Origin of the sequence: Rossellomorea sp. LjRoot5, assembly GCF_964253455.1 — a bacterium.
In the GTDB taxonomy this organism is placed as follows: domain Bacteria; phylum Bacillota; class Bacilli; order Bacillales; family Bacillaceae_B; genus Rossellomorea.
Genome location: NZ_CAXUQN020000001.1, coordinates 4,177,935 through 4,202,500, shown reverse-complemented (window position 1 = coordinate 4,202,500; position 24,566 = coordinate 4,177,935). Strand labels below are relative to the sequence as shown.

25 protein-coding genes, 2 tRNA genes and 2 rRNA genes (1 of these 29 only partly in view) are annotated in these 24,566 nt (G+C 38.8%); 24 read left to right on the top strand and 5 right to left on the bottom strand.

Annotation, left to right across the window (positions count from 1 at the left end; all coding sequences use genetic code 11):
- The 8 genes from ACSQ2E_RS21390 to tsaD form a co-directional block, all read left to right on the top strand.
- Nucleotides 1-1,411: ribosomal RNA gene (locus ACSQ2E_RS21390) — 23S ribosomal RNA — on the top strand; it begins 1,526 nt to the left of the window's first position.
- A 230-nt stretch (nt 1,412-1,641) separates the two neighbouring features.
- Nucleotides 1,642-1,758, top strand: a 5S ribosomal RNA gene (gene rrf, locus ACSQ2E_RS21385).
- A gap of 79 nt (nt 1,759-1,837) precedes the next feature.
- Nucleotides 1,838-1,911: transfer RNA gene (locus ACSQ2E_RS21380), tRNA-Met, on the top strand.
- A gap of 91 nt (nt 1,912-2,002) precedes the next feature.
- Nucleotides 2,003-2,079, top strand: a tRNA-Asp gene (locus ACSQ2E_RS21375).
- 167 nt (nt 2,080-2,246) lie between these two features.
- Nucleotides 2,247-2,702, top strand: coding sequence for a tRNA (adenosine(37)-N6)-threonylcarbamoyltransferase complex ATPase subunit type 1 TsaE (gene tsaE / locus ACSQ2E_RS21370; RefSeq protein ID WP_435993978.1), 456 nt, complete (start codon nt 2,247-2,249; stop codon nt 2,700-2,702).
- Nucleotides 2,699-3,397, top strand: coding sequence for a tRNA (adenosine(37)-N6)-threonylcarbamoyltransferase complex dimerization subunit type 1 TsaB (tsaB, locus tag ACSQ2E_RS21365; protein ID WP_435993976.1), 699 nt, complete (start codon nt 2,699-2,701; stop codon nt 3,395-3,397). Before tsaE ends, tsaB begins: the two co-directional genes overlap by 4 nt.
- Entirely contained in the window at nt 3,367-3,855 is a 489-nt protein-coding gene (gene rimI, locus ACSQ2E_RS21360) for a ribosomal protein S18-alanine N-acetyltransferase (RefSeq protein WP_435993974.1), read from the top strand. The genes tsaB and rimI overlap by 31 nt, the downstream gene beginning before the upstream one ends.
- The gene (tsaD, locus tag ACSQ2E_RS21355; RefSeq protein WP_435993972.1) at nt 3,852-4,868 is read left to right on the top strand and encodes a tRNA (adenosine(37)-N6)-threonylcarbamoyltransferase complex transferase subunit TsaD; all 1,017 of its coding nucleotides are present in this window, start codon (nt 3,852-3,854) and stop codon (nt 4,866-4,868) included. Before rimI ends, tsaD begins: the two co-directional genes overlap by 4 nt.
- Before the next feature lie 353 nt (nt 4,869-5,221).
- Here tsaD and ACSQ2E_RS21350 read toward each other — a convergent pair whose 3' ends face one another.
- Nucleotides 5,222-7,162 carry an ABC-F family ATP-binding cassette domain-containing protein gene (locus ACSQ2E_RS21350; protein ID WP_435993970.1) on the bottom strand — a complete coding sequence of 647 codons (1,941 nt, stop codon included), beginning with the start codon at nt 7,160-7,162 and terminating at the stop codon, nt 5,222-5,224.
- Nucleotides 7,163-7,353: 191 nt separating this feature from the next.
- Here ACSQ2E_RS21350 and ACSQ2E_RS21345 point away from each other — a divergent pair, with 191 nt between their 5' ends.
- The 3 genes from ACSQ2E_RS21345 to tatC are packed head-to-tail and all read left to right on the top strand — an operon-like array spanning nt 7,354 to nt 9,039.
- The gene (locus ACSQ2E_RS21345) at nt 7,354-8,031 is read left to right on the top strand and encodes a redox-sensing transcriptional repressor Rex (protein WP_435993968.1); all 678 of its coding nucleotides are present in this window, start codon (nt 7,354-7,356) and stop codon (nt 8,029-8,031) included.
- Between the two features lie 54 nt (nt 8,032-8,085).
- Entirely contained in the window at nt 8,086-8,256 is a 171-nt protein-coding gene (locus ACSQ2E_RS21340; protein WP_034766054.1) for a twin-arginine translocase TatA/TatE family subunit, read from the top strand.
- A gap of 15 nt (nt 8,257-8,271) precedes the next feature.
- Nucleotides 8,272-9,039: a twin-arginine translocase subunit TatC gene (tatC, locus tag ACSQ2E_RS21335; RefSeq protein WP_435993965.1), complete on the top strand. Its 768-nt coding sequence runs from the start codon at nt 8,272-8,274 to the stop codon at nt 9,037-9,039.
- A 15-nt stretch (nt 9,040-9,054) separates the two neighbouring features.
- Here tatC and ACSQ2E_RS21330 read toward each other — a convergent pair whose 3' ends face one another.
- Both ACSQ2E_RS21330 and ACSQ2E_RS21325 read right to left on the bottom strand, forming a co-directional pair.
- On the bottom strand, nt 9,055-9,264 hold the full coding sequence (locus ACSQ2E_RS21330) for a YdiK family protein (protein ID WP_219165768.1): 210 nt from the start codon (nt 9,262-9,264) through the stop codon (nt 9,055-9,057).
- Nucleotides 9,261-10,004, bottom strand: a complete 744-nt coding sequence (locus tag ACSQ2E_RS21325; protein ID WP_435993963.1) for a CPBP family intramembrane glutamic endopeptidase — start codon at nt 10,002-10,004, stop codon at nt 9,261-9,263. The genes ACSQ2E_RS21330 and ACSQ2E_RS21325 overlap by 4 nt, the downstream gene beginning before the upstream one ends.
- Nucleotides 10,005-10,299: 295 nt before the next feature.
- Here ACSQ2E_RS21325 and groES point away from each other — a divergent pair, with 295 nt between their 5' ends.
- The 5 genes from groES to ACSQ2E_RS21300 all read left to right on the top strand — a co-directional run bounded on the left by groES (nt 10,300) and on the right by ACSQ2E_RS21300 (nt 14,481).
- Nucleotides 10,300-10,587, top strand: a complete 288-nt coding sequence (gene groES, locus ACSQ2E_RS21320) for a co-chaperone GroES (RefSeq protein ID WP_435993961.1) — start codon at nt 10,300-10,302, stop codon at nt 10,585-10,587.
- 55 nt (nt 10,588-10,642) lie between these two features.
- On the top strand, nt 10,643-12,280 hold the full coding sequence (gene groL, locus ACSQ2E_RS21315; RefSeq protein WP_149157832.1) for a chaperonin GroEL: 1,638 nt from the start codon (nt 10,643-10,645) through the stop codon (nt 12,278-12,280).
- A gap of 255 nt (nt 12,281-12,535) precedes the next feature.
- Nucleotides 12,536-13,627 (top strand): hypothetical protein, encoded by a 1,092-nt coding sequence (locus ACSQ2E_RS21310; protein WP_435993959.1) that lies wholly within the window; start codon nt 12,536-12,538, stop codon nt 13,625-13,627.
- Between the two features lie 12 nt (nt 13,628-13,639).
- Nucleotides 13,640-14,035 (top strand): hypothetical protein, encoded by a 396-nt coding sequence (locus ACSQ2E_RS21305; protein WP_435993957.1) that lies wholly within the window; start codon nt 13,640-13,642, stop codon nt 14,033-14,035.
- A 113-nt stretch (nt 14,036-14,148) separates the two neighbouring features.
- Entirely contained in the window at nt 14,149-14,481 is a 333-nt protein-coding gene (locus ACSQ2E_RS21300) for a hypothetical protein (protein ID WP_435993955.1), read from the top strand.
- A gap of 44 nt (nt 14,482-14,525) precedes the next feature.
- Here the strand turns inward: ACSQ2E_RS21300 and ACSQ2E_RS21295 are convergent, their stop codons facing one another.
- Together ACSQ2E_RS21295 and ACSQ2E_RS21290 are read right to left on the bottom strand one after the other, a co-directional pair.
- Nucleotides 14,526-15,716, bottom strand: coding sequence for a tyrosine-type recombinase/integrase (locus tag ACSQ2E_RS21295; protein ID WP_435993953.1), 1,191 nt, complete (start codon nt 15,714-15,716; stop codon nt 14,526-14,528).
- A gap of 8 nt (nt 15,717-15,724) precedes the next feature.
- Nucleotides 15,725-16,210, bottom strand: a complete 486-nt coding sequence (locus ACSQ2E_RS21290; RefSeq protein WP_435993951.1) for a helix-turn-helix domain-containing protein — start codon at nt 16,208-16,210, stop codon at nt 15,725-15,727.
- Between the two features lie 168 nt (nt 16,211-16,378).
- Between ACSQ2E_RS21290 and ACSQ2E_RS21285 the strand changes: the two genes are divergently transcribed.
- The 8 genes from ACSQ2E_RS21285 (at nt 16,379) to ACSQ2E_RS21250 (ending at nt 24,552) form a co-directional block, all read left to right on the top strand.
- Entirely contained in the window at nt 16,379-16,693 is a 315-nt protein-coding gene (locus tag ACSQ2E_RS21285) for an excisionase family DNA-binding protein (RefSeq protein WP_435993949.1), read from the top strand.
- 35 nt (nt 16,694-16,728) lie between these two features.
- Nucleotides 16,729-17,631: a hypothetical protein gene (locus ACSQ2E_RS21280; RefSeq protein WP_435993947.1), complete on the top strand. Its 903-nt coding sequence runs from the start codon at nt 16,729-16,731 to the stop codon at nt 17,629-17,631.
- Nucleotides 17,632-17,810: 179 nt separating this feature from the next.
- A complete protein-coding gene (locus tag ACSQ2E_RS21275; RefSeq protein WP_435993945.1) occupies nt 17,811-18,065 on the top strand; it encodes a hypothetical protein in 255 nt (84 codons plus the stop codon).
- A 243-nt stretch (nt 18,066-18,308) separates the two neighbouring features.
- Nucleotides 18,309-21,113 carry a Z1 domain-containing protein gene (locus ACSQ2E_RS21270; RefSeq protein WP_435993943.1) on the top strand — a complete coding sequence of 935 codons (2,805 nt, stop codon included), beginning with the start codon at nt 18,309-18,311 and terminating at the stop codon, nt 21,111-21,113.
- A gap of 24 nt (nt 21,114-21,137) precedes the next feature.
- Nucleotides 21,138-22,148, top strand: coding sequence for a PD-(D/E)XK motif protein (locus ACSQ2E_RS21265; RefSeq protein WP_435993941.1), 1,011 nt, complete (start codon nt 21,138-21,140; stop codon nt 22,146-22,148).
- Nucleotides 22,149-22,751: 603 nt separating this feature from the next.
- On the top strand, nt 22,752-23,150 hold the full coding sequence (locus ACSQ2E_RS21260) for a GIY-YIG nuclease family protein (RefSeq protein WP_435993939.1): 399 nt from the start codon (nt 22,752-22,754) through the stop codon (nt 23,148-23,150).
- A 121-nt stretch (nt 23,151-23,271) separates the two neighbouring features.
- Nucleotides 23,272-23,499, top strand: a complete 228-nt coding sequence (locus tag ACSQ2E_RS21255) for a YciI family protein (protein ID WP_435993937.1) — start codon at nt 23,272-23,274, stop codon at nt 23,497-23,499.
- A gap of 258 nt (nt 23,500-23,757) precedes the next feature.
- Complete coding sequence (locus tag ACSQ2E_RS21250; protein ID WP_435993935.1) at nt 23,758-24,552, top strand: hypothetical protein; 795 nt, start codon at nt 23,758-23,760, stop codon at nt 24,550-24,552.
- Nucleotides 24,553-24,566: the final 14 nt, after the last annotated feature.

Genomic DNA, 24,566 nt, shown 5'->3' with positions numbered 1-24,566 from the left:
AGTTAGGCTGATGATGAGGCAAATCCCGTCATCTTAGAAGGCTGAGCTGTGATAGCGAGCGAATTATAGTAGCGAAGTTCCTGATTCCACACTGCCAAGAAAAGCCTCTAGCGAGGAAAAAGGTGCCCGTACCGCAAACCGACACAGGTAGGCGAGGAGAGAATCCTAAGGTGAGCGAGAGAACTCTCGTTAAGGAACTCGGCAAAATGACCCCGTAACTTCGGGAGAAGGGGTGCTCTGGTAGGGTGCAAGCCCGAGAGAGCCGCAGTGAATAGGCCCAGGCGACTGTTTAGCAAAAACACAGGTCTCTGCGAAGCCGTAAGGCGAAGTATAGGGGCTGACGCCTGCCCGGTGCTGGAAGGTTAAGAGGAGTGCTTAGCGCAAGCGAAGGTGCGAATCGAAGCCCCAGTAAACGGCGGCCGTAACTATAACGGTCCTAAGGTAGCGAAATTCCTTGTCGGGTAAGTTCCGACCCGCACGAAAGGCGTAACGATCTGGGCACTGTCTCAACGAGAGACTCGGTGAAATTATAGTACCTGTGAAGATGCAGGTTACCCGCGACAGGACGGAAAGACCCCGTGGAGCTTTACTGTAGCCTGATATTGAATTTTGGTACAGCTTGTACAGGATAGGTAGGAGCCTTGGAAACCGGAGCGCTAGCTTCGGTGGAGGCATCGGTGGGATACTACCCTGGCTGTATTGAAATTCTAACCCGCGCCCCTTATCGGGGTGGGAGACAGTGTCAGGTGGGCAGTTTGACTGGGGCGGTCGCCTCCTAAAGAGTAACGGAGGCGCCCAAAGGTTCCCTCAGAATGGTTGGAAATCATTCGCAGAGTGTAAAGGCACAAGGGAGCTTGACTGCGAGACCTACAAGTCGAGCAGGGACGAAAGTCGGGCTTAGTGATCCGGTGGTTCCGCATGGAAGGGCCATCGCTCAACGGATAAAAGCTACCCCGGGGATAACAGGCTTATCTCCCCCAAGAGTCCACATCGACGGGGAGGTTTGGCACCTCGATGTCGGCTCATCGCATCCTGGGGCTGTAGTCGGTCCCAAGGGTTGGGCTGTTCGCCCATTAAAGCGGTACGCGAGCTGGGTTCAGAACGTCGTGAGACAGTTCGGTCCCTATCCGTCGTGGGCGCAGGAAATTTGAGAGGAGCTGTCCTTAGTACGAGAGGACCGGGATGGACGCACCGCTGGTGTACCAGTTGTCTTGCCAAAGGCATCGCTGGGTAGCTATGTGCGGAAGGGATAAGTGCTGAAAGCATCTAAGCATGAAGCCCCCCTCGAGATGAGATTTCCCATCACGTAAGTGAGTAAGATCCCTAGAAGATGACTAGGTAGATAGGTCAGAGATGGAAGCATGGCGACATGTGGAGTTGACTGATACTAATCGATCGAGGACTTAACCACATTATAAAGCGGAGGCGGCTTGAACAGAGACGACAAGCATTTCTGGGCAATCAGAAGAGGGTGCTTTTTCCCCTCAGCTGATTGAACTGAAATGACCTCGAGTCTCTAGCCGCCGGAGCTGGATTACTGTCTACTTGTAATAGTAGATACAACATTGGTCGATATTTGGCTTTCTTGACATCAATTCTTTATCTAGTTTTGAAGGAACAATTCCTTCAATTGAATAGTCGTCTGGTGATAATGGCGAAGAGGTCACACCCGTTCCCATGCCGAACACGGAAGTTAAGCTCTTCAGCGCCGATGGTAGTTGGGGGATCTCCCCCTGTGAGAGTAGGACGTCGCCAGGCGAAACAATTCTTTTTTGTACAATCACTTTATTTGTGAAGGTGCATATAGTATTATAGAGAATAGTAACATTTTTATCGTCGCGGGGTGGAGCAGTTCGGTAGCTCGTCGGGCTCATAACCCGAAGGTCGCAGGTTCAAATCCTGTCCCCGCAATACCATTTTTGATTTATTTATGAATTAGGCAATTTATAATTCGCGATGAGTCACGCATGGATAGTTATTTTCACTATCGTGAAAAAACTTTGGTCCGGTAGTTCAGTTGGTTAGAATGCCTGCCTGTCACGCAGGAGGTCGCGGGTTCGAGTCCCGTCCGGACCGCCATTTTTGTTTATTCAAACGAAACAATGTTTCGTTTTTTTTATTGTCTTTTTTCAGAACCTTTACTCTCATACACTAAAAAGGGTAAACTACATATATACATTCTCCCTTAGGGTAACAAACGCTCCTAAGGTTTTTTTATACTCTAAATGATGATTGAGGAGATTAACATGAATCAGTTTGAGATTATGACGAACAGTCCGGAGGAAACAGGCCAATTTGCAGAAGAGCTGGCAGGACTTTTAAAACCTGGGGCTGTGTTGACGCTGGAAGGAGATCTTGGGGCAGGGAAGACAACGTTTACGAAAGGGCTTGCCAAGGGTCTTGGTGTCACTAAAACCGTGAACAGTCCCACTTTTACCATTATTAAAGAATATAGGGGGCGTCTGCCTCTTTATCATATGGATGTATACAGGCTGGACGATTCCTTTGAAGATTTGGGATTCGATGAATACTTTGAAGGAGAAGGTGTGACCGTCATTGAGTGGGCTCACTTAATAAAGGATCAGCTTCCGAAAGAATTATTAAGCCTATCGATTTACCGGGAAGGCGACTCCAAGAGAAGGATTGTATTGAAGCCGCAAGGAAATCGATATAGTGAATTGTGTAAGGAGATTGTGTCATGACGATATTATCGATAGATACCTCCAATTATCCGTTTGGAGTTGCTCTTATTGAAGAGGATAAGGTAATTGGGGAATACATCACGTATATGAAAAAGAACCATTCTGTGAGAGCCATGCCGGCTGTCGAACAATTGTTAAAAGACTGTGGGGTAGAGGCAAAGGAATTAACGAAGATTATTGTTGCAAACGGCCCTGGTTCCTATACGGGCGTACGAATCGGGGTCACCCTCGCCAAGACCCTGGCATGGTCATTGAATATCCCCCTGATACCGGTATCCAGTCTCGCGACATTGGCTTCGTCTGGACGATATTTTCCAGGTTATATCGTTCCGTTGTTTGATGCCAGAAGAGGACAGGTATACACAGGACTCTATAAGTTTCAGGGAGATCGATTGGTTTGTGTAGAAGAGGATTGCAACATCATGCTCGATGTATGGGTGACAAAGTTAAAAGAGTTAGATAAAGATTTGTTATTTGTCGGAAATGATGTCTCCATCCATGAGAGTTTGATTAAGGAAGTACTTGAAGATCAAGCGAGAATCGCACCATTTGTCAGTCATAATCCCCGTCCTTCTGAACTGGCTTATATCGGACTTGGTTTAAAAGAGATGACGGCACATGAAGTGCTTCCTAATTATATACGGATGGCGGAAGCAGAAGTGAAATGGCTGGAGTCCCAAAAAAAATCTCAATAAATGATAAGGATCGTTACAATATGGATATACGATTTATGACAGTTGATGATTTAAACGAGGTAATGGAAATTGAAAATCAATCTTTTAGCATTCCCTGGAGCCGGGACGCTTTCTTGAATGAAATTGAGCATAACCACCTGTCCACCTACCTCGTTGCAGAAGATGGTGAGAAGCTTGCGGGTTACTGCGGCGTGTGGCTGGTCGTGGATGAGGCCCATATCACAAATGTAGCCGTGCTCCCTGATTACCGGGGACGTGGCTTGGGGGAAGGTCTTATGCGTAAGATAATGGCTATCGCGATTGAATTTGGCGCTCGCGTGATGACACTCGAAGTCAGGGTTTCAAACACGCCTGCGCAGCACTTATATCGTAAGCTCGGTTTCAAAGACGGCGGGATTCGTAAAAGATACTACTCGGACAATCAAGAGGATGCTTTAGTAATGTGGGTGAATTTATGAAAAAAGAAACATTAGTATTGGGAATTGAAACAAGCTGTGATGAAACAGCTGTGGCAATTATAAAAAATGGGACAGAGATTGTGACGAATATTGTTTCGTCTCAAATTGAAAGTCATAAGCGATTCGGTGGAGTGGTCCCTGAGATTGCATCGCGTCATCATGTGGAGCAGGTTACGTATGTATTGGAGGAAGCCCTTCAACAAGCAGGGATGACGATGGAGGATATAGATTGTGTTGCTGTGACGGAAGGACCAGGTTTGGTAGGCGCACTATTAATTGGGGTGAACGCGGCCAAGGCTCTCGCTTTTGCTCACGATAAACCGTTGGTGGGAGTCCATCACATTGCAGGGCATATCTATGCGAACCGCTTAGTGAAAGAGATGAGGTTCCCCCTTCTTTCCCTGGTTGTATCCGGAGGACATACGGAGCTTGTACTTATGAAAGATCACGGTTCCTTTGAGGTTATCGGAGAAACACGAGATGATGCTGCAGGAGAAGCGTACGACAAAGTAGCGCGTACGTTGGGCCTTCCGTATCCAGGAGGGCCGCATATTGACAGGCTGGCACATGTGGGGGAAGCGAATCTTGATCTGCCCCGGGCCTGGCTGGAAGAAGGTTCCTATGATTTCAGCTTCAGTGGTTTGAAGTCAGCAGTTATCAACACGCTTCACAATGCCAAGCAAAAAGGAATGACGATTCATCCACAGGATTTGGCCGCGAGCTTTCAAGCAAGTGTCATTGATGTGTTAGTAACTAAAACGGTTAAGGCTGTAAAGGAGTATGGAGTGGAGCAAGTCTTACTTGCCGGCGGAGTTGCGGCCAATAAAGGCTTGCGTACTGCCCTTCAGGCCGCATTTGAGGGAATGGAAGCGGAGTTGGTCATCCCTCCGTTATCCCTCTGTACAGATAATGCTGCCATGATTGCAGCCGCAGGAACGGTGTTATTCCAACAAGGAAAAAGAGGAAGCATGGATATGAATGCTCATCCAGGACTTGATATCGAAAATTTTTAAAAAGAAAAGCTTGAGCGACGTCGTCGTTCAAGCTTTTTTTCGTATACTTTGTTGATATCCTGTGAGTAACGTACAGAGTCGATAAGATGCAAGGGCTATGGGAGTAACGAACATACGTTTTATCAACAGGTTGTGGATAAGTTGTTAATAACTACTTATTTAGTGTGTATACATTGTGAAAAAGAAAGGGTTTTTTCATCCTAAATAATGGTAATAATTGTGGATAACTTAAGTTATTTTTGTGGATAGTGTGGAAAACTACTGTGAATAACGTTATATAAGTATTTTGATTGTGGATAAAAATGTGGAATAAGAAAGGATTGGGGAGTGTTCGTTATCCCCAATCCTGTGGATTACTGCTCTTCTTGAAGTAGTTCTTCCAGTTCTGTCCATTCTTCCAATAAAGAATCAAGCTCTTCTTTAACTTTTGTGAGTGATTCATTAATATCCTGGACTTTCTCGTGATCTTGAAAGATATCAGGATCGCAGAGAAGCTCTTCTTTTTCCTGTATGTTTGTTTCTAGTACTTCCATCAGACCTTCGATTTCTTCGACTCTGCGCTTTCGTTGACGTTCGAGCTTTTTCGCTTCTTTGTCAATCTTGTGGGATCGTTTTTGAGTAGGCTCTTGTAATTGTTCACCCTGTTCCATGCGTTCAAGTGCCGCCAGTTCTTCCTGCTGCTGTAATTTTTCTACATAATAATCGTAATCGCCAAGATACTCCGTCGAGCCTTTCTTGGATAGTTCAACGACCTTTGTGGCAATACGGTTGATGAAATACCGGTCATGGGACACAAAGAGGATAGTCCCGGGATAATCGATCAAGGCATTTTCCAACACTTCTTTGCTATCCAGATCAAGATGATTCGTCGGCTCATCCAGGATCAGGACATTCCCTTTTTCCATCATCAGTTTGGAGAGGGCTAACCGGGCTTTTTCTCCACCGCTTAGTGTAGAAACGGGCTTTAGGACATCTTCCCCTGAAAAGAGGAAGTTACCGAGTACGGTACGGATTTCTTTCTCCATCTTCATCGGATACTCGTCCCATAGCTCATTTAAGACCGTCTTGTTCGAGGATAGTTCGGCTTGTTCCTGATCATAGTAACTGATGGACACATTGGAACCGAATTTAAATGCGCCTTCCAAAGGGTGTAGTTTATTCACCAATGTTTTTAAAAGCGTCGACTTTCCGATGCCGTTTGGACCGACCAGTGCGATACTGTCTCCTTTTTTGACAGAGAAATCGATATGGGAGGAAATCGTCTCGTTTTTCCCGTAGCCAATGGTAAGGTCCTGGACGTGCAGCACGTCATTCCCACTTGGGCGGTCGATTTGAAATGCGAAGCTGGCAGATTTCTCATCCCCGAGTGGGCGGTCCATCCTATCCATACGCTCCAGTTTTTTTCGCCGGCTCTGTGCCATTTTCGTAGTGGAAGCCCTTGCGATGTTCCGTTGAATGAAGTCTTCGAGCTTTGCGACTTCTTGCTGCTGACGTTCGAACATTTTGAGATCTTTCTCATAGTCCTCTGCTTTTTGTTCAAGATACCTGCTGTAATTCCCCAGGTATTTCTTACTCCTGTTACGGGAAATCTCATACACTTGATTGACGACGCTGTCTAAAAAGTAGCGATCATGGGAAACGATCAAGACGGCTCCTTCATAGCTCTGCAGATACGATTCAAGCCAAGATAACGTTTCGATATCCAAGTGGTTGGTCGGCTCATCAAGGATGAGGATGTCAGGCTTGGTCAGTAGAAGCTTACCAAGGGCCAAACGGGTTTTCTGGCCGCCGCTCAATGTGGATATCTTTGTTTCGTAATCAAAATCGGCGAAGTTCAATCCGTGAAGGACGGAACGGATATCCGCTTCATACTGATAGCCGCCGGAATCTTTGAAGAGAACCTGGAGTTGATCGTATTCCTTCAATACCCGTTGATAGACATCCTCTTGCTCATATACTGAAGGATCGGCCATTTGCTGCTCCAGTGATCGTAATTTCTTTTCCTGCAGTTTCAATTCCTCAAAGACGGTCAGCATCTCAGACCAGATGGATAGATCAGATTCTAGACCCGTATTTTGGGCAAGATACCCGATGGAGACGCCCTTTGGCTTAGTGATCTCCCCGGAATCGTAGGAGAGGTGACCTGCAATTATTTTTAGAAGAGTCGACTTTCCTGCGCCATTACGGCCGACAAGGGCAACGCGATCTCTAGTCTGTATTTCAAGTTTAATATTTGATAGGATATTATCTGCACCGAAGTTCTTTGTTAGTTGATTCACTTGTAAAAGAATCATGACGTTTCACCTCTATTTCATAGTGCTAGTGTACCGTATTTGAGAGGGGAACGGCAATAAATCGACTATTAATCTTCGTACACTTAGGATAAAATATAGTGTATGATGAGTAGTAGAGTTTAATAAATTCTGGATGCTTTCAATTTTGGAAGCGGTATCAGAGGTTTTGAATAGATGTGGGGGAATACAATATGAACCAGGATACAACGAAAATTCCACAGGCAACGGCCAAGCGCCTTCCGCTATATTATCGGTTTATCAAGAATCTGTACTCATCCGGTAAGCAGAGGGTTTCATCGAAGGAATTAAGTGAAGCGGTGAAAGTTGATTCTGCTACGATCCGCAGGGACTTTTCTTATTTTGGTGCATTGGGTAAAAAGGGATACGGCTATAATGTCAATTATCTGTTATCCTTCTTCCGTAAGACACTGGATCAGGATGCCCTTACGAAGGTTGTGCTGATCGGGGTGGGGAATCTTGGTACAGCGTTTCTTCATTATAATTTCATCAAGAATAATAATACGAAGATCGAAATGGCTTTTGAGGTGGATGAAAAGAAGGTCGGGACTCAAATCAGCGATGTACCCGTTTTTCATTTAGATGATTTAGAAGAGGGTCTTGTGGGGCATGATATTGAAGTAGCGATTCTGACGGTGCCGGCATCTTCTGCTCAGAATATCACAGACCGATTGGTTTCTTCGAATATAAAGGGGATACTGAATTTCACCCCTGCGAGATTGACGGTGCCTGACCATATCCGCGTCCATCACATCGACTTGGCGGTGGAACTTCAGTCACTCGTTTACTTCTTGAAGCATTATTCAGAGGATGACACGGAAATGTCACAAGATGGAATCATAACAGAATAGAAAATTCTTCATATTTACGTTATGATAGAATGGTAAAAGAGGAGGTGTCTCATTATGCCAGGTCCAGGTAGCCTCGTATTAATAGCAGTCGTTGCTTTACTTATTTTCGGTCCTAAGAAACTTCCGGAATTAGGAAAAGCGGCAGGAAATACATTGCGTGAATTTAAAAATGCAACAAAAGGCTTAGCAGATGATGAAGACGAAAAAAATAATAGTGCTAAGTAGAGTAGGATGAACGCCATGAGTCAAAGAGACATGACAGTTTATGAACATATAGGAGAATTGCAAAAACGACTCATGTTTGTAGTCGTTTTCTTCTTGTTAGCAGTTGTTGTAAGCTTCTTTCTTGCGGAACCGCTGATCAGGTACTTACAGCATGCCGATGAAGCGAAAGAATTAACCATGAATGCCTTTCGTATCACAGATCCTCTCAAGATCTATATGGAAATGATCATGTTCATTGCTTTGATCATGACATCCCCTATCATTCTCTTTCAAGTCTGGTCTTTTGTCAGTCCGGGTTTATACGAAAGAGAAAGAAAAGTGACGCTTAGTTATATTCCAGTTTCCCTAATCCTTTTCTTAGGTGGATTGTCATTTTCTTATTTTATTTTGTTTCCATATATCGTGAAATTCATGATGGGTTTATCAATGAATCTCAATATAGAACAAGTGATCGGAATAAACGAATATTTTCATTTCTTATTCCAGATCACGATTCCTTTTGGTTTTCTCTTTCAGTTACCCGTAGCCATGCTTTTTCTTACACGGTTAGGTATCATCACGCCGATGATGATGGGGAAGATGAGGAAAGCAGCCTACTTTATCTTATTGGTCATCGCGGCTCTTATCACGCCACCCGATATTGTGTCTCATCTAATGGTGACGGTACCGCTGTTCATACTATATGAAATCAGCATCTGGATCTCCAAGATCGGATACAAAAAGGTATTGGAAGCGGAGCAGAAGCTTGAAATGGAACAGTACGAGGACAAAAATAAGGATTGATCAAATGATCAATCCTTATTTTTTGTTCTTTATTTGTTTTTTAATTTTGAAATGCAGCATAATCATCCTTAACCCGGAACCGAAGTCCAGGGTCGCAAGAAAGATGAGCATATACGTGAAAAATCCCCAACCTTCATCATTCTGTACGTTTTGTACAGCAAAATAGGTGAAGAGCACACCGAGAAGGAGATAGATCACTCCCGAGAATAATGGTGATCTCCTCATAGAAATAATCCTCCAATAAATCCTTGAATTTTTTCAGCTTCATTCATCATTTTATCGATATCGTCCCTATAGATAGATTGCATTAGAACGACCGTTGTATTCATCGCCACGTGAGCAAATATTGGCACCAGGATCCGCTTCGTTTTTACATAAAGAAAGGCGAAGGTGAAGCCCATTGCTGAATACAGGATCACATGCTCAGGTTCGAAATGGGCAAGGGCGAAGATGACCGAACTGATGAGAGCGGCAAAGAAGAAATGCATCTTCTCATACAGGACCCCGAAAATGATCTTCCTGAACACGATTTCCTCTAGTATTGGTCCGATGATGGCTGCGACCAGCATGGATAATGGAACCTTTTCAATAATGCCGATGATCATCTGAGTGTTTTCAGATCCCATTTGAATTCCTAACGCATATTCGACTTGTATCGCAACCGATTGAGCGATGAATGCCATGAAAATTCCGAGTACCGCCCAAACAATCGAACGGCCGGCGCCCATGGGAGCACTCCGTTCAAGCCGTGTGCTTGTTTCACTTTTCCTTAAAATGCCTCCCACAATGAGAAGGGTCAGCGTAAAGCTGATGACGAGCCAATATCCAGGGACAAGGCTTCGTACCGTCTCATCGGCTAACCCGAGGACGTCGACACCGATCTTATATAAAAGGGGTACCCCGACAATGCTTGAAAGCTGCATGACGATATAGGCAATTAAAATAAATCCGAAATGTTTTTTCAACGTTTGATCTCCTTTAGCACCTGTATGTTAACGACCAGCTTTACTTTACTCCTGTACAATTCTACTAAGAAAAGCGGAACTGTTCAAATCTAAGGGTTTCTTTTACCCTGGAATATATGGGGAAAAGAGGGCATAGGATAGGAGGGTGTGAAAAAAAGAGAAATATGACGAAAAAAATTTCAGGCAGGACTCTTGCAAAATGAAAACGAATTAATTAATATAATAGTTGTGTTAGCACTCACAGTGAGCGAGTGCTAATAAAAATCATTTACATAATTCAAGGAGGTTGTTTCACTTGTTAAAACCACTAGGTGATCGCGTCGTTATCGAGCTAGTTGAGTCAGAAGAAAAAACAGCAAGCGGTATTGTGCTACCGGATTCCGCAAAGGAAAAGCCACAAGAAGGTAAAGTGATGGCTGTAGGTACTGGTCGCATTCTTGACAACGGTGAGCGCGTTGCTCTTGAGGTAGCTGTCGGCGATCGGATCATTTTCTCTAAATACGCTGGTACAGAAGTGAAATGCCAAGGCACAGAATACCTGATCCTTCGTGATAGCGATATTCTGGCTGTAGTTGGCGAATAATTAAATTTCCGTATAGTAAACCATACATTATTTAAATAAGAGGAGGACTTTATCAATGGCTAAAGATATTAAATTCAGCGAAGAAGCACGCCGTTCCATGCTTCGCGGTGTCGATCAATTAGCAAATGCAGTAAAAGTAACTCTTGGACCAAAAGGACGTAATGTGGTACTTGAGAAAAAATTCGGTTCACCACTTATCACAAATGACGGTGTAACCATTGCGAAAGAAATCGAACTCGAAGATGCATTCGAAAACATGGGTGCAAAACTGGTTGCTGAAGTAGCAAGCAAAACTAACGAAATCGCCGGTGACGGTACAACGACTGCAACGGTCCTTGCTCAAGCAATGATCCGTGAAGGTCTTAAAAACGTAACAGCTGGTGCTAACCCTGTCGGTGTCCGTAAAGGGATCGAAAAAGCGGTTCAAGCGGCTATCGAAGAATTAAAAGTGATCTCCAAGCCGATCGAAGGCAAAGATTCCATCGCTCAAGTTGCGGCAATCTCAGCAGCTGACGAAGAAGTCGGTCAACTGATCGCAGAAGCAATGGAGCGCGTTGGAAACGACGGCGTTATCACAATCGAAGAATCTAAAGGGTTCACAACTGAACTTGACGTGGTAGAAGGAATGCAGTTCGACCGTGGATATGCATCTCCATACATGGTCACTGATTCTGATAAAATGGAAGCTGTCTTAGAAAATCCATACATCTTAATTACTGACAAGAAAATCGGTAACATCCAGGAAGTACTTCCTGTCCTTGAGCAAGTCGTTCAACAAGGCAAGCCATTATTAATGGTAGCGGAAGATGTTGAAGGTGAAGCTCTTGCAACACTTGTTGTGAACAAACTTCGCGGAACTTTCAACGCTGTAGCCGTTAAAGCTCCTGGCTTCGGGGACCGTCGTAAAGCAATGCTTGAAGATTTAGCGGTTCTTACTGGTGGAGAAGTGATCACAGAAGATCTAGGTTTAGACCTTAAATCTGCCAACATCACTCAACTTGGCCGCGCGGCGAAAGTAGTCGTAACGAAAGAAAACACGACTGTCGTTGAAGGCTCTGGAGATCCAGAAAAAATTGCAGCTCGCGTAAACCAAATCCGTGCTCAATTAGAAGAGTCTACTTCTGAGTTCGACAAGGAAAAATTACAAGAGCGCCTTGCTAAGCTTGCAGGTGGAGTGGCAGTCGTGAAAGTCGGAGCTGCAACTGAAACTGAGCTTAAAGAGCGTAAACTACGCATCGAAGACGCCCTGAACTCTACTCGTGCAGCAGTAGAAGAAGGTATCGTATCCGGTGGTGGTACGGCACTCGTGAACGTATACAATAAAGTAGCATCAATCGAAGCGGATGCAGATGTAGCAACTGGTATCAACATCGTGTTGCGTGCTCTTGAAGAGCCAATCCGTCAGATCGCTCACAACGCTGGACTCGAAGGTTCTATCATCGTAGAACGTCTGAAGAAGGAAGAAGTAGGTGTCGGATTCAACGCAGCTACTGGTGAGTGGGTCAACATGATCGAAAAAGGTATCGTAGATCCAACCAAAGTAACTCGTTCTGCGCTTCAAAACGCAGCGTCTGTTGCAGCAATGTTCCTAACCACTGAAGCAGTAGTAGCGGACATTCCTGAAGAAGGCGGCGGCGGTATGCCGGATATGTCCGGTATGGGCGGCATGGGTGGAATGGGCGGCATGATGTAATTCAATCTTAAAAACCCTATTATATAGGGGTTTGCTAAGATTGATTCCATTTAAGAGTCCGAAATAGTGACCGTTTTTACCTTAATAAAATTATTAGAGGTCTTATAGCGAGTTCTTAACTTGCTATAGGCCTCTTTTTTCATTAGTGATGAGAGAATAAAAATGTGTTGAATTCACCCTATTAATTTGAAATAATTGAAATATGTTCCATTGAAAGTCGTTACATTATGTTTATAAGTAATTGGGGGGGATATAATGAAGATAGCAGAGGCTATTACTTTTGCGGATATAGCTAAGTTACCGAAGAAAAATTTAGAAGAAATTAGCACATTATTAGCACTAGATTCTAATGATCGTGCATTTAACTTGGCTAGAAATATTTGGGGAGATCTAAGAAGTAAATCTTCTGAAGAGAGGGATAGGGTCTTATCAGGTTATTATAATAAATTTTTTGCTGGTAATACGTCTGTTTCTTGGTTTACTTGCGATTCGTTAGAAGGATTAAAGGAAGGCATAATAAGTAAAGAAGACTATAATCCTTTTGAACAGAAAATTCCTTATGATACAGCTCAATTAGGACCATCTCCAATTTTAAGGAGTGCAGTCGAGATAGACGCTTCTTCTTATTATCTTAGATTTATATATCAGGATGGTACGCGAAGGATTTATGGAGAAGATATTGAGGTTTTACCTACTACAAAAACGGCTACAGTTTATATAAATGAAACAGTTAATTTGGTGGAAGTACGTGAAAAGCCAGAAGACGCTGAAAAAATTGCCGGCATTGTAGCAAGTTATGTTAATCAACAAATCACACTAGATAAGATTAATTTTTTAGCGCCATTTGGTTCGGAAATTGAGTCGATTGCTGACAAATTAGAAAATGGAAGGCTTTATGAATCAAAAGCATTTCCAGAAACGTTTATCGATACTTTCAGTGAGAAAGAAAATGACGCAATTGTAAATATTCTTGGTGCTATTGATCAATATTATGAATATGATGATATTGATGCTTTACAACAACAGCTGGAAGAAGCTAAATCTACACTTGGTGATGAGTTATTGACTTCTCCGTTTATTGCGATTATACTTGCGGGAATGGGGAACTTAGGTTTAAAAGTAGACGAAAATGATCTTCGCCATACCCCATTTTATAATTTGCTAAGACCATACCTTCAAGCATCTGGAGGATATGTAAAATTCACTGTCGAAATAAACAATGTCGTACAAGAATTTTCAATCAATGTGGGTGTTAAGCCTAAGTCAATATATTTTAAATCAAACAAAACCACTGAAGAAGTAATAAATGAGGTTAGAGAAAAGGTAATATTGTTCCCAAATGACTAGGAGGTGAGGAAAGTGGTGAAGTTACATTACAGGGATAAACAAGTAATTGAACGTGTAATAGATGAGATTGCATATTCCAGAGTGAAGAGGTTTTATCCAACTGCTGTAAGTAAAGCTACTGACCTACCTTTAGATGTTGTTTTTGATTACTTGCTCGAACTAACCTTAGATGAAAGGCTTAGTATACAGTGGGAAATTCGCTGTCCTTATTATGATTGTAGCAGCTTAATAAAAAGAGTTGCTCACATAGATGAATTTTTTGGAAAGTATATCGAATGTGCTGAATGTGAAAGGGAAATATTAGTCAATGAAAATTTAGTTTTCCCTGTGTTTAGTATTGCAGAGACATATAGAAAAGATATAAGAAGTATGAAAAAAAAAACACCAAGCCTACTAAAAGCTCTATAGTTAAAGAAAGAGATAGCACCCCCGTCTCACTTAAAGACATAGATATCTCAAATGTTCGAAGTGACTTATTACGAGAATCAGGAATATCAATATATGTACAGGGAGATTTACTTATGGAGAATAAGAGTCGGAGTATTACTAATCACGGAAATATGGCCGGAGTAAACGTAGGAGATGACGCTGAAGTTAAAGCTGAAGATATTAAGCAACAATATAATTATTCACATGGAATTTCAGAAGAATCTCTTATTAAGTTAAGAGAAGATATCATACATCATACTTCAGGTGAACGTGAAACTGAAGAAACTTTAGGTCACTATGAAAACCTCAAACAAGCATTAAAGGAGCACGATAAGGAACGGGCAAAAAAATATTGGACATGGATTAGGGATACAATTGGGAGTATCGGTTCTCTAATTACAATTGGTGCGGCACTCGGAATTTAATAAATTATTGGTTATTTAAAACCCATTGTTTACAATGGGTTTTGTTATTTAATCAGGTTAATAGAGAGGTCTTTCATTAAGTTTCTAAACTTATCTGAAGCCTCTTTTTTTATTGTCTTTGTCATGTGTGCATAGATATCCATTGTTGTTTTGATGTCACTATGTCCAAGCCGTTCTTGTATTTCCTTTATATGCACATTAGCTTCAATTAACAAAGAAGTGTGAGTATGTCTAAATGAATGAGGAGTGATTTGCTTAGATATATTAGTTTTCTTTAAGATACGTTGCATTCTTATTGTTAAGTGTTTAATAGTTTTAGGATACCCTTCATTGGTAGCAAAGATAAACATATTATTTATATAGAGGGGCTTGTTTTCTGTTTTTATTATTTCTTGTTCTTTTTTATGTTTATTTAACAGCTGTATCAATATTGGATCAAGTGTGATTGTGCGTATTGAACCTGTTGTCTTTGGAGTAAGTAAAGTGTATTTTAATTTGTTATTTGTTGGATTATAATAAGTTTTGATTACACGGAGAGTGTGGTTTTCGAAGTCAATATCTCCCCACGTTAAAGCTATCATTTCACCGATACGTAAGCCAGTATATGCCAAAATTGTAAAGGCTAATAAATCACCTTCTAATCCGTCTGATTTAGTGATTGAAAGAAACTCTTCCAATTCTTCTTTTTCTAAAAATTTGTCAGATAAATAATTGTTTTTCTCTAGGTCAGACACTTTTATCTTTTTTTTGGGAAGTTTTATCCCATCTGTAGGTAATTCTTTAATTAATTTTAAGGAGCCAGCGTAGCTAAATACCATAGAGGCAGAACTATGAATACTAGAGATATAGTTGTAGCTGTATTGAGTAGATAGTTTGTCTATCATATCTTGATATGCTTTTTTGGAAATTTTTTGTAGAGGAACATGTCCTAGTTCATTAATTACTTTCTTAAGGGCTATATGTCTTGCTCTCACACTACTTTCTTTTGCATCTTGGCTATAATGATTTTCCCAATCCTTACATAAATCTGCAAATAGCATTCTTGAAGGCTGTATATAATCCTTATTATGGATCTGCCTTTCAAAAAGAGCAGCTGCAAGTCTTGCATCTTTTTGAGTTAAGAATCCCTCCTTGCTTTTTCTAATATCTTTCCCGGTTAAAGGATCGGTACCTAAATAAACTCTGTAACCCCAACTAACCCCTTTTTTGTTCTTTTTCTTGTATATTCGGGCCATATGATCACCTATTCCAAAAGTGTTATTAAATAAGTTTTTATTTTTTCCTTATCACCATTACTCAACTTCATGTCTTTATAGAATAAATTCACTTCCTCTTGTAAGAGAGTATTCAAGTCTAGAGAATTTTGATTGAGTCTAATTTCACTTGACTTATTTTTACTTATTTTGGATAGTTCTTCATCAATGGCTTTAATTTTTAAAATATATTCTTTTGTTTTTTCTTTTTTTTCTTCAGGAGTAAAATCACTTTGGTCTGATGAACTTTCATCTAAGTAGCCAGCTAAATACATTAAATCAGAATACTTCACTTTATAAAATCGAGCTAACTTCTGTAAGACTTCTGGTGTTGGTTTCCGTGGTTTTTTTGTCCTTGGATCATATCCTTTTTCCAAGGTACTTAAGTAAGTGTGACTTATTCCTGTCCCTTCTTGTACTTCTCTTAACGATAACTTACCTCTAAGTTCTTTAAGGAAATTACCAAGATCATTCATGCTATCCCTCCTCTTAATTTAATTGTACACCATGGTTGACAAAAATAAAAATTAAAAATAGAATTGTTTTACAAGGGGGTGTAAACCAAGAATTACAAAGTATATAAAGGAAAGCGAAAAAATTTTAAAATGCTTGTAAACCAAGAATTACAAATTAGGAGTGATTAAATGCTAGACATTACAATTGACGAAAGAATGGTTAACACGTTGTTAGAGGATGCAATAAATAAGCATGTTGAAAAACTTGCTAAACAAAAATATTTTTTAACCTATAACGAATTATCTCAGTATCTTAATATAAGTAAACCGGTAATAGAAGAACGTTTTATTAAAAATGGTTTGAAGTATTATAAAATCGGTAGCAAATATTTGTTTAAAAGAACTGAAGTAGATGAATTCTTAGATGAAATAACTGAATGTATGAATCCCACCAATAATGATTTGAAGTTTTTTATAAAGGTACAAAGTCAATTAAAAAGTTGATTTAAGTGTTACTTATATAGAAAGGAGGAAATACAATGCAGCAAGGGTGGATCAAGTTGTATAGAGCTATTATGGAAAGCTCTACGTTTTCCAGGTTAAACGCAAAGCAAAAATTAATTGCAATTTACTTATTATTAAATGCAAATCATAAAGATAGATACTGGTACGATATGTACTCTGATACTGAAGTGAAAGTAAATAGAGGACAATTAGTTACTTCAAGAAATACGATTGTTAATGAATGGTTTGGAAAAGATAAAGAAATTACAGAACAGGTAGTTAGGACAACATTGACTAAACTTGAAAAGCTCAAGTTCCTAACCAAGCAAACAACTAACAGATATACGTTATTAACCATTGAAAATTATGATAAATATCAATCTGAGGTTACAACAATAAACCAACTGAATAACCAAGTAATAACCACGACAAAACCATCATATAACCAACATCTAACCACAAACAATAATGTAAAGAATGATAAAAATGAAAAGGTTATTAATAAAGATACAATACTAGAATCTGAAATAGAGGATTCTAATACAATATTATTTAATAAAAGTGAAAAAAATAGAAATATTGAACAAGAGAAGTTGTTAAAAGAGAGCTTGAAGGATTATATACCTCCAAAAACTTTTAATACCTTAGATGTATTCAGTTCTGATTATGAGGAGATGGAGTGTTGGGTGGGTATAATTTTTAGAGCAAAGAAGAAGGTTGAGGATGAGAGACAGGATTTCTTACAGATAGAATACCTTGATAAAGAATTAAATAATGTTTTACTAAAAAGTATAAGAAAAATAAAGAAAGATCCTAAAATCGAAAATAAAGAAAATTATCTATTTGCTTCTTTATACAATGAATTTGAACGACTTTCTATTCAAGTTAATTCCTATGAAGACAGAGAAAAGGGTGAGGCTATTCTACAGATATCTTAGTTAATAAATAAATTATTAAATCTGAGAAATACATTAGTTTGGAAATTATCACACAGTCATACAAAGACAAAGTGCCCATTTACACACTGACAACTGTCAGTCGTTTATATGGGTTTTCGCTAATAGCGAAAAAACGTTCAGCTTGCTGAATAGCCTTTGGGAAAAAGGAGAGAATTTTTGTGAGAGATGTCCCGAAACTATTATCAATTTCTGATTTGACTGAGAGGTGGGAAATGCCTAGGCAGAGTATTCATGAAAGAAAACATGAAAAAGATTTTCCTGAACCAATTCAATATGTTTCAAAAGGAAGAACCGCTTTATATTTAGAATACGATATTGTTTTATATGAAAAAAAGTATCCCTGGATTAGCTCGCCCGAAAAAAGAAGGAGGAGACAAAGGTTTATATGGTCTCTAATAAATGCTAAAGGTTGATCTTTAAAGTACAAAGCAAGCATAAAATTTTAAAAATATAAATTCATATTTTAATAAGGCTTTAGATACGAGTAGTACTCCTTCTTGTATCTAAAGCCTTATTTTAGCAGAAGAATAATCTTCATAAGGCTACTGTGGTAACTCTATTTTTTGAAAAAAATTATAAAATAAATTTTCTGATTATTTTTCCGGTATTAGTCAATAATGTTAAAACAATCTGAATTAGAGCAAGGAGATGCTTAAGTGAAAACGCGAGAAATGGTCAATACAAAGATTGCTATAAGAAACTTATTTACTATTATTCAATTTCTTCCGGAAAAGAATAGGGTTCTTGAATCAAGAGACAAAAAAGAAATACTAGAAAAAGTCGAAAACATGATGAGCGCTATTGACCCTGGTGCGTCATATGATAAAGGTAGAGTGGCTCAAGAGCTAGAAGCTAATATAAATGTATTAGTAGAGGAAAGAGATTCGATAATTAAAAGTTCAAATTCTTTTAAGAAAAAGCCTTGGCTTAACAAAGTTAAGCCGGAAATAGATTGGACATTTTGGGAACAATACGAGTATTTTTTGGAGCATGTCGAAAAAATACCATCTTTAGTTGTTTCAAGAACCGATAGTAGAACAGATACGATACTAGAACTATTAGGGGATCCTAAAACTTCTGGTAAGTGGGATACGAGGGGAATGGTGGCAGGTTCAATCCAAAGTGGAAAAACAACTAATTATATTGCACTGACTTGCAAGAGTATTGATGTAGGTGTGAAGGTTGTAATCATTTTAGGGGGGCACGATGAGGGGCTAAGAACGCAAACTCAAAATAGAATCAATGAAGGTATCTTTGGTGAGTTTGTGGTAGAAGAGGAAGCAGGTGAGGAGGGGTCTTTATGTATATTAGCAAAAAGAAAAAGCGAAATGCCAGTAGTTCATTCTTTAACAAAAAACGAACATCAAGGTGATTTCAATCGTATCCTCGCAGAAACAAATATTAAAGTAGGAGGAGATACAATCCTACTAGTAGTGAAAAAAAATGGAGTCATCTTGAAGAATGTGCTCTCTTGGTTAAAAAGGAATGCAAAAATAGATAAGAATACAGGAGCTCACTACATCAAAGATGTTCCGCTATTGTTAATAGATGACGAGTGCGACTATTATTCATTGAATACAGCAAAAGAAAACGAAGTGAAATCAATTAATGGTAGTGTTCGAAAGATATTAAATATGTTTCATCAAAGCTCTTACATAGGCTATACAGCCACACCATATGCCAATGTGTTTATTGATAAAAAAACTAATAAAGAAAATCTAAAAGAATTCGGACCAAGTTTATTTCCTAAAGACTTTATTGTTAACCTGGCGAAGTCTGATCATTACTATGGGCCATCTGAAGTATTTGGGTTAGCTGCAAATGAAGAAGATGGTATTGAGAAAAAAGAGGCTTTGCCTATTATTTCCTTTGTTCAAGATGCAGATTGTAAAATACCTACTGGCCACAAAATTGATCATAAGATTGAGTGTTTACCAGAAAGCCTATGCGAAGCCATTAGGGTATTCATTCTTGCTAGTTGTATTCGTAAAGAAAGAGGTTATATTAATGATCATAATTCTATGCTTGTTCATTTAACCCGTTTTAAAGGTATTCAGTGTGACGTTGCAGATTTGATTACGGATGAATTGCGATCAATAAAGAATAGATTAAAAGAGAAGGAATCCGCTATTTACAACCAGTTTTTTAAGTTGTTTCATGAAAACTTTATTCCTACAACAAACAAAGTTGTTCAGCAGGTGAAGGACAGGAAAATTAAGCTTGTGGAATGGACCAAAGTTAAAAATCGTCTTTACAAAATGTCTCAGGTTATTGAAGTCCGGTCAGTTAATTCTCAAAGAAGACAGTATTTAAATTACAGCGATTACAAAGAAAATGGATTAAATGTCATTGCGGTAGGAGGAGACTTGTTATCAAGAGGATTGACCATTGAAGGATTATCGGTCTCTTATATACTACGTTTTGCTAGTGCAGGGGATGCACTTGTTCAAATGGGGCGCTTTTTTGGGTATAAAGAGGGGTATATCGATTTATGTCGTCTTTATACCACTGAAGACCTAGTAAGCGCACATGTTCATATGGCTCGTATTGAAGAAGAACTAAAAAGGGAGATCGATATTATGGAGTCAAGAAGGGAACCACCTGAAGAGTATGGATTAAAAGTACGTATGCACCCGGAGGGACTTCATATAACAGCGCCAAATAAAAGAAGAGCCAGTAAAGAAGTAACTGTTAGTTTTAGTGGAACTCTAGCAGATCATACCTTCTTTTATAAAGATAAAGAAATTATCGCTAAGAATTTTCACTTTTTAGAAAGGTGGATATCTTCTTTAGGGACTCCTAAGGATAAAGAATACTTTCAGTGGGCAGGAATAGAACCAGATAAAATACTTGAATTAATTACAGGCTACATAAACCATCCATTCTCAACAAAAACTATTCCAGATGTGCTTCAAACTTATATAAATGAGCAAGTATCCATTGGTAATCTAACTAATTGGACTGTTCAAATAATGAGTAACACAAAAGATACTGTAAGTGTAAGGGAAGGGAACTCTGTAATACAGAACAAAGTAAAACGAGTTAAAATTGGAAACTTAGAAAAAGAGGTAGGAATGGTGATTAGAAAGGATGGGATTCAATCCAATCCATCTATATATCAGGTAGAAAAAGCACATTTAATCACAGACCGTCATGAATCTTTAGATTTGAAGGAGTATTACCCAAAACTTTACTCTAAGGCTCTTGATGATTTTAAAACATACAGAGCAACAAAAAAAGGAGTAGACCCAGATAAGTACAATTATCCAATTGGTCCACATGTCCGTTACAATCGGCCAGAAACTGCAGGGTTTCTAATGATCTACATTATTGACCCATCCTATGTGTTAGATAAGCAATGTGATCCAATTGTTGGACTTGCTATAAGCTTTCCGAAGACTGCACGAGCAACAGAAGTAAAATACTTAGCAAATGAGACTTATATATCAAAATTACATTAATAGTTATTGAGAGGAAGTGCTACAGTGGTATTCCCCTTAAATCCTGAAGATATTTGGTCAGACATGGAAAATGAACTTATTCGGACTAAAACCGCAGAAGGAGTCCTTGAACGGTTAGGTATTTGGGTAGAGGATGTAAATCTTTACCTTTGTCTAAATGCTAATACTAGAAGACGGATGCTTACCTTTTCTGTCCCAGTTCTAATTGTTCCCAATATTAATGAGATTCAAGAATCTAAAGGATACACAGTAGAATTTTGCAATTCTACTAGAGGGAATAAGTATGTTGACATTATGCTAACTGTAACTAAGTTTGAGTATAGAGAGATTTTTTCAACGCTTGCACTCGATCTTATGAAAACCATTGAAAAAGTTAACAAGAAACGAGTAGCAGTCATTTCATTTGTTCAGCGATTAAATGAATGGCAGCAATTTTTAGAGCGGAAAAATAGTTCTGTATTAAGCCAAGAAATACAAAGGGGCTTATTCGGTGAATTAATTGTAATGAAAGAATTATTAGAAGAGAACGTTAACAAAAATCAAGTAGTCGATGGTTGGTTAGGACCGACTGGGGCTAACCATGATTATTCTTTTAGTGAAGTTAATATAGAAGTTAAAACTTCTCTATACAACACGACTGATCAAGTTAAAATAAGCACAGAGCTTCAACTAGATGATACGGGTTTACAGAATCTTTACTTATACTATTTAGTATTAGAAAAAACACCTAATAGGGGGATCACTTTACCAGAAGTTATTAATCAAATAAGAAGTTTGTTACACCAGGATCCCACTGTGCATCAACAATTTAATTTTAAATTAGAAGACTTTGGTTATATAGATTTACATGAATCTATATATACAGAACAGTACACAATTAGAAAAAAGGCAATATTTAATGTAGAAGGTGAGTTTCCAAGATTGGTACCAGAAGACTTAAGAAAAGGAGTATTAAAAGTGTCTTATATTGTAGATTTGTCTTTTTGTACAGAGTTCAAAGTGGAGAGAGAAGAGGTGGTATCGAGGTTAAAATAACATAAAAATGAACACGTCTAATTATAACGGGTTCGGTTTTGATTAGAAAATGCTTATTCGTTATTCCTTTAACAGTCGACATAGCAATAGTATCAGCAATGAAAATAACAAAAAGAGCAGTGGGTCCCGAAGCACCTGCTGCTCTTTATAATAATCCTCTAAAACGAAATTCATATGGGATAAAGCAATTGTTCCGTTAAAGGAGCAGGATAATTGTCGTTTAAAGAAGAATCGCTAAAAGGAGGAGAAAAATGGGCTGGTTAATTATTGCTGCTGTTGCATATCTTCCAATTACCTAATAACAAAGAAAAAAGGTTATGGATGATTTATGGCGAAAATATAAAGTGGATATGGCGAGAAAAAGTAGGGTTTGACCACAACATGTAATGGTTAGGGGGCGGTTTTGAGACAAAAACAGCTCAAAGATTACATTTTTGACCCTGGAAAAAGGTCCAAAATATAGATGACATCTTCAATTTAACACAAAATAAGTACGCTTTAGTGATTTTGAAGGCAACAAAGATTAAATTGTTCTTAAATAGATATAAATTGAAATTGATTAAAAGAGACAATAGAAAATTTTCTAAGAATGTGGTGATAAAGATGAATATCAAAGTTGAATTTTTCCAAGATGATTTTATTCAAGCGATTGGTGCAGGCATTTATCAGATTAGCATCAATCAAAATAACAAATCTGAAGTCCTTTATATAGGTGAGTCAGTTTTTGTTTTAGTACGAAGTGCATCCCATCTGTATAAGTTAAAAAGTAAACCAGAGTATTTTGGTTTTACATATGAAACAATTGATAATCCGGGTATAACATTAAAATTTAGCATAATCGAAGAAAATAGTGATTGCACATCTCGGAAGAAAAGAGAGAGGGAATTAATAAAGAAAAGGAAGCCGTTAAGTCAAAATGGGATAAGTGATCGCCAGAAAAATGTGGAAGAAAAAATCAAAGCACTTACACAATTTCTGAATGATAGTAATGAAATGTGCTAATGTAAATAAGTGTCCTTCAAAGTAAAAGACAAATTAGTATAATTATAGTCGTTAAAAAAATAATATTGCAAATCAAGCGGCAAGTTTTAGGTTGACTTAACTACCTACAGAAGTACCTTTTTTGTCCAAAAAACATTATAATAAAGGTGAAGTTGTTCTGGCTGGACCTTTTGAGGATTTAACAGGCGGAACTATTGTTGTTGAAGTGGAGAACGAAGATAAAGTAATGAACTTGATTGGAAAAGACCCCACATTAATAAATCGAGCCTTTACTTATGAAGTAAAGAGATGGGGCGAGAGAATGAGTAATTTCGAAAATAAGACCCCTGCTAACGGGGGCTTTAGTTGAATAAATTAAATCAGAAAATCGGTTCCTAAACGTTTTTAAGGAACCGATTTTTCATGCTCTACTATGCTTAACGTGGTATAACCGCATTTTCCCCCCTAAATGAAGAATGTGTATTTAGGTAAACTGAATTTAGTGATTAAATCCTTGAAACCGATTTTAACCAGTTCAGACGGAAGTGAAAATCAATATTACTAACTAGTATATGGTAGAATTTGTACTGTAATATGGGGATAGGATAAGGGGGAGCTATTTTAGATCATGGAACCAATCAATATACATTATCTTATAAAATTTGGAAAATATGAACATATGAGGGCACTTCAACGAGGAAGAATACGAAGTCTGCCCTTAGGTTATTATCAAAAAATGGAACGAGAGAGCAAAGAGTTAGATACAGCTAAACGTTATGACGGGTTTGAAGCAACCTCTGAATTAATTCAGCCTGAAGTTCTAATGGAAAGAGGGGAAAAGATGTATCTTTTTGACCCTCAAGGGAAGTTACTATCAGATAAACTTGCTTCTGCCATGATAGGTCCCGGAAAAATGAGCACAGGAAATATGAGAAGCACACCGGTTTTTTGTATCTTTGCAATTCATTCTGAACTTATAGAGGACTATAAAAGGGGAAATGTTACAACTTTAGTTGATCCTAGAGTGGAAGAGTTCGGAGGGTATGCTTTAGTAATTAATGATTATAAGGAATTTATGTATAGAATAAACAAAGTGTTTGAAGAGTTCCGGGGGAGATATAAAGCTGTGCCTGGGATAGTGGAGTATGTGGATACAAACACCTTCCATGGGCACTATGGTTTTTTTAGAAAACCTATAGAGTTCTCTTTTCAAAAAGAGTTAAGAATTGTTTTCGATGGAATAAGTATTGATGTAGAGCACTTAATTGTTTTTGAGTTAGGAGATATTTCAGATATAAGTACTTTAATGTCATATAATCAATTCAAGAATCATTTTAAAATTCAGGTGAATGGATTAGAGTTTAATCCTTTTGTACCTTATAAATTACAACAACCTATTTTAGAACGGAAATGCAACCAATAATGGGCTGCTTTTTC

Excerpts from the sequence above, each read along its gene's own strand:
- tsaD (WP_435993972.1), top strand. The coding sequence starts at position 3,852 with ATGAAAAAAGAAACATTAGTATTGGGAATTGAAACAAGCTGTGATGAA.
- ACSQ2E_RS21345 (WP_435993968.1), top strand. The coding sequence starts at position 7,354 with ATGAACCAGGATACAACGAAAATTCCACAGGCAACGGCCAAGCGCCTT.
- ACSQ2E_RS21330 (WP_219165768.1), bottom strand. The coding sequence starts at position 9,264 with ATGAGGAGATCACCATTATTCTCGGGAGTGATCTATCTCCTTCTCGGT.
- ACSQ2E_RS21285 (WP_435993949.1), top strand. The coding sequence starts at position 16,379 with ATGCTAGACATTACAATTGACGAAAGAATGGTTAACACGTTGTTAGAG.
- ACSQ2E_RS21295 (WP_435993953.1), bottom strand. The coding sequence starts at position 15,716 with ATGGCCCGAATATACAAGAAAAAGAACAAAAAAGGGGTTAGTTGGGGT.
- tatC (WP_435993965.1), top strand. The coding sequence starts at position 8,272 with ATGAGTCAAAGAGACATGACAGTTTATGAACATATAGGAGAATTGCAA.
- ACSQ2E_RS21340 (WP_034766054.1), top strand. The coding sequence starts at position 8,086 with ATGCCAGGTCCAGGTAGCCTCGTATTAATAGCAGTCGTTGCTTTACTT.
- ACSQ2E_RS21280 (WP_435993947.1), top strand. The coding sequence starts at position 16,729 with ATGCAGCAAGGGTGGATCAAGTTGTATAGAGCTATTATGGAAAGCTCT.
- tsaB (WP_435993976.1), top strand. The coding sequence starts at position 2,699 with ATGACGATATTATCGATAGATACCTCCAATTATCCGTTTGGAGTTGCT.
- tsaE (WP_435993978.1), top strand. The coding sequence starts at position 2,247 with ATGAATCAGTTTGAGATTATGACGAACAGTCCGGAGGAAACAGGCCAA.
- groL (WP_149157832.1), top strand. The coding sequence starts at position 10,643 with ATGGCTAAAGATATTAAATTCAGCGAAGAAGCACGCCGTTCCATGCTT.
- ACSQ2E_RS21310 (WP_435993959.1), top strand. The coding sequence starts at position 12,536 with ATGAAGATAGCAGAGGCTATTACTTTTGCGGATATAGCTAAGTTACCG.
- ACSQ2E_RS21300 (WP_435993955.1), top strand. The coding sequence starts at position 14,149 with ATGGAGAATAAGAGTCGGAGTATTACTAATCACGGAAATATGGCCGGA.
- ACSQ2E_RS21290 (WP_435993951.1), bottom strand. The coding sequence starts at position 16,210 with ATGAATGATCTTGGTAATTTCCTTAAAGAACTTAGAGGTAAGTTATCG.
- ACSQ2E_RS21350 (WP_435993970.1), bottom strand. The coding sequence starts at position 7,162 with ATGATTCTTTTACAAGTGAATCAACTAACAAAGAACTTCGGTGCAGAT.
- ACSQ2E_RS21260 (WP_435993939.1), top strand. The coding sequence starts at position 22,752 with ATGAATATCAAAGTTGAATTTTTCCAAGATGATTTTATTCAAGCGATT.
- rimI (WP_435993974.1), top strand. The coding sequence starts at position 3,367 with ATGGCTGGAGTCCCAAAAAAAATCTCAATAAATGATAAGGATCGTTAC.
- ACSQ2E_RS21250 (WP_435993935.1), top strand. The coding sequence starts at position 23,758 with ATGGAACCAATCAATATACATTATCTTATAAAATTTGGAAAATATGAA.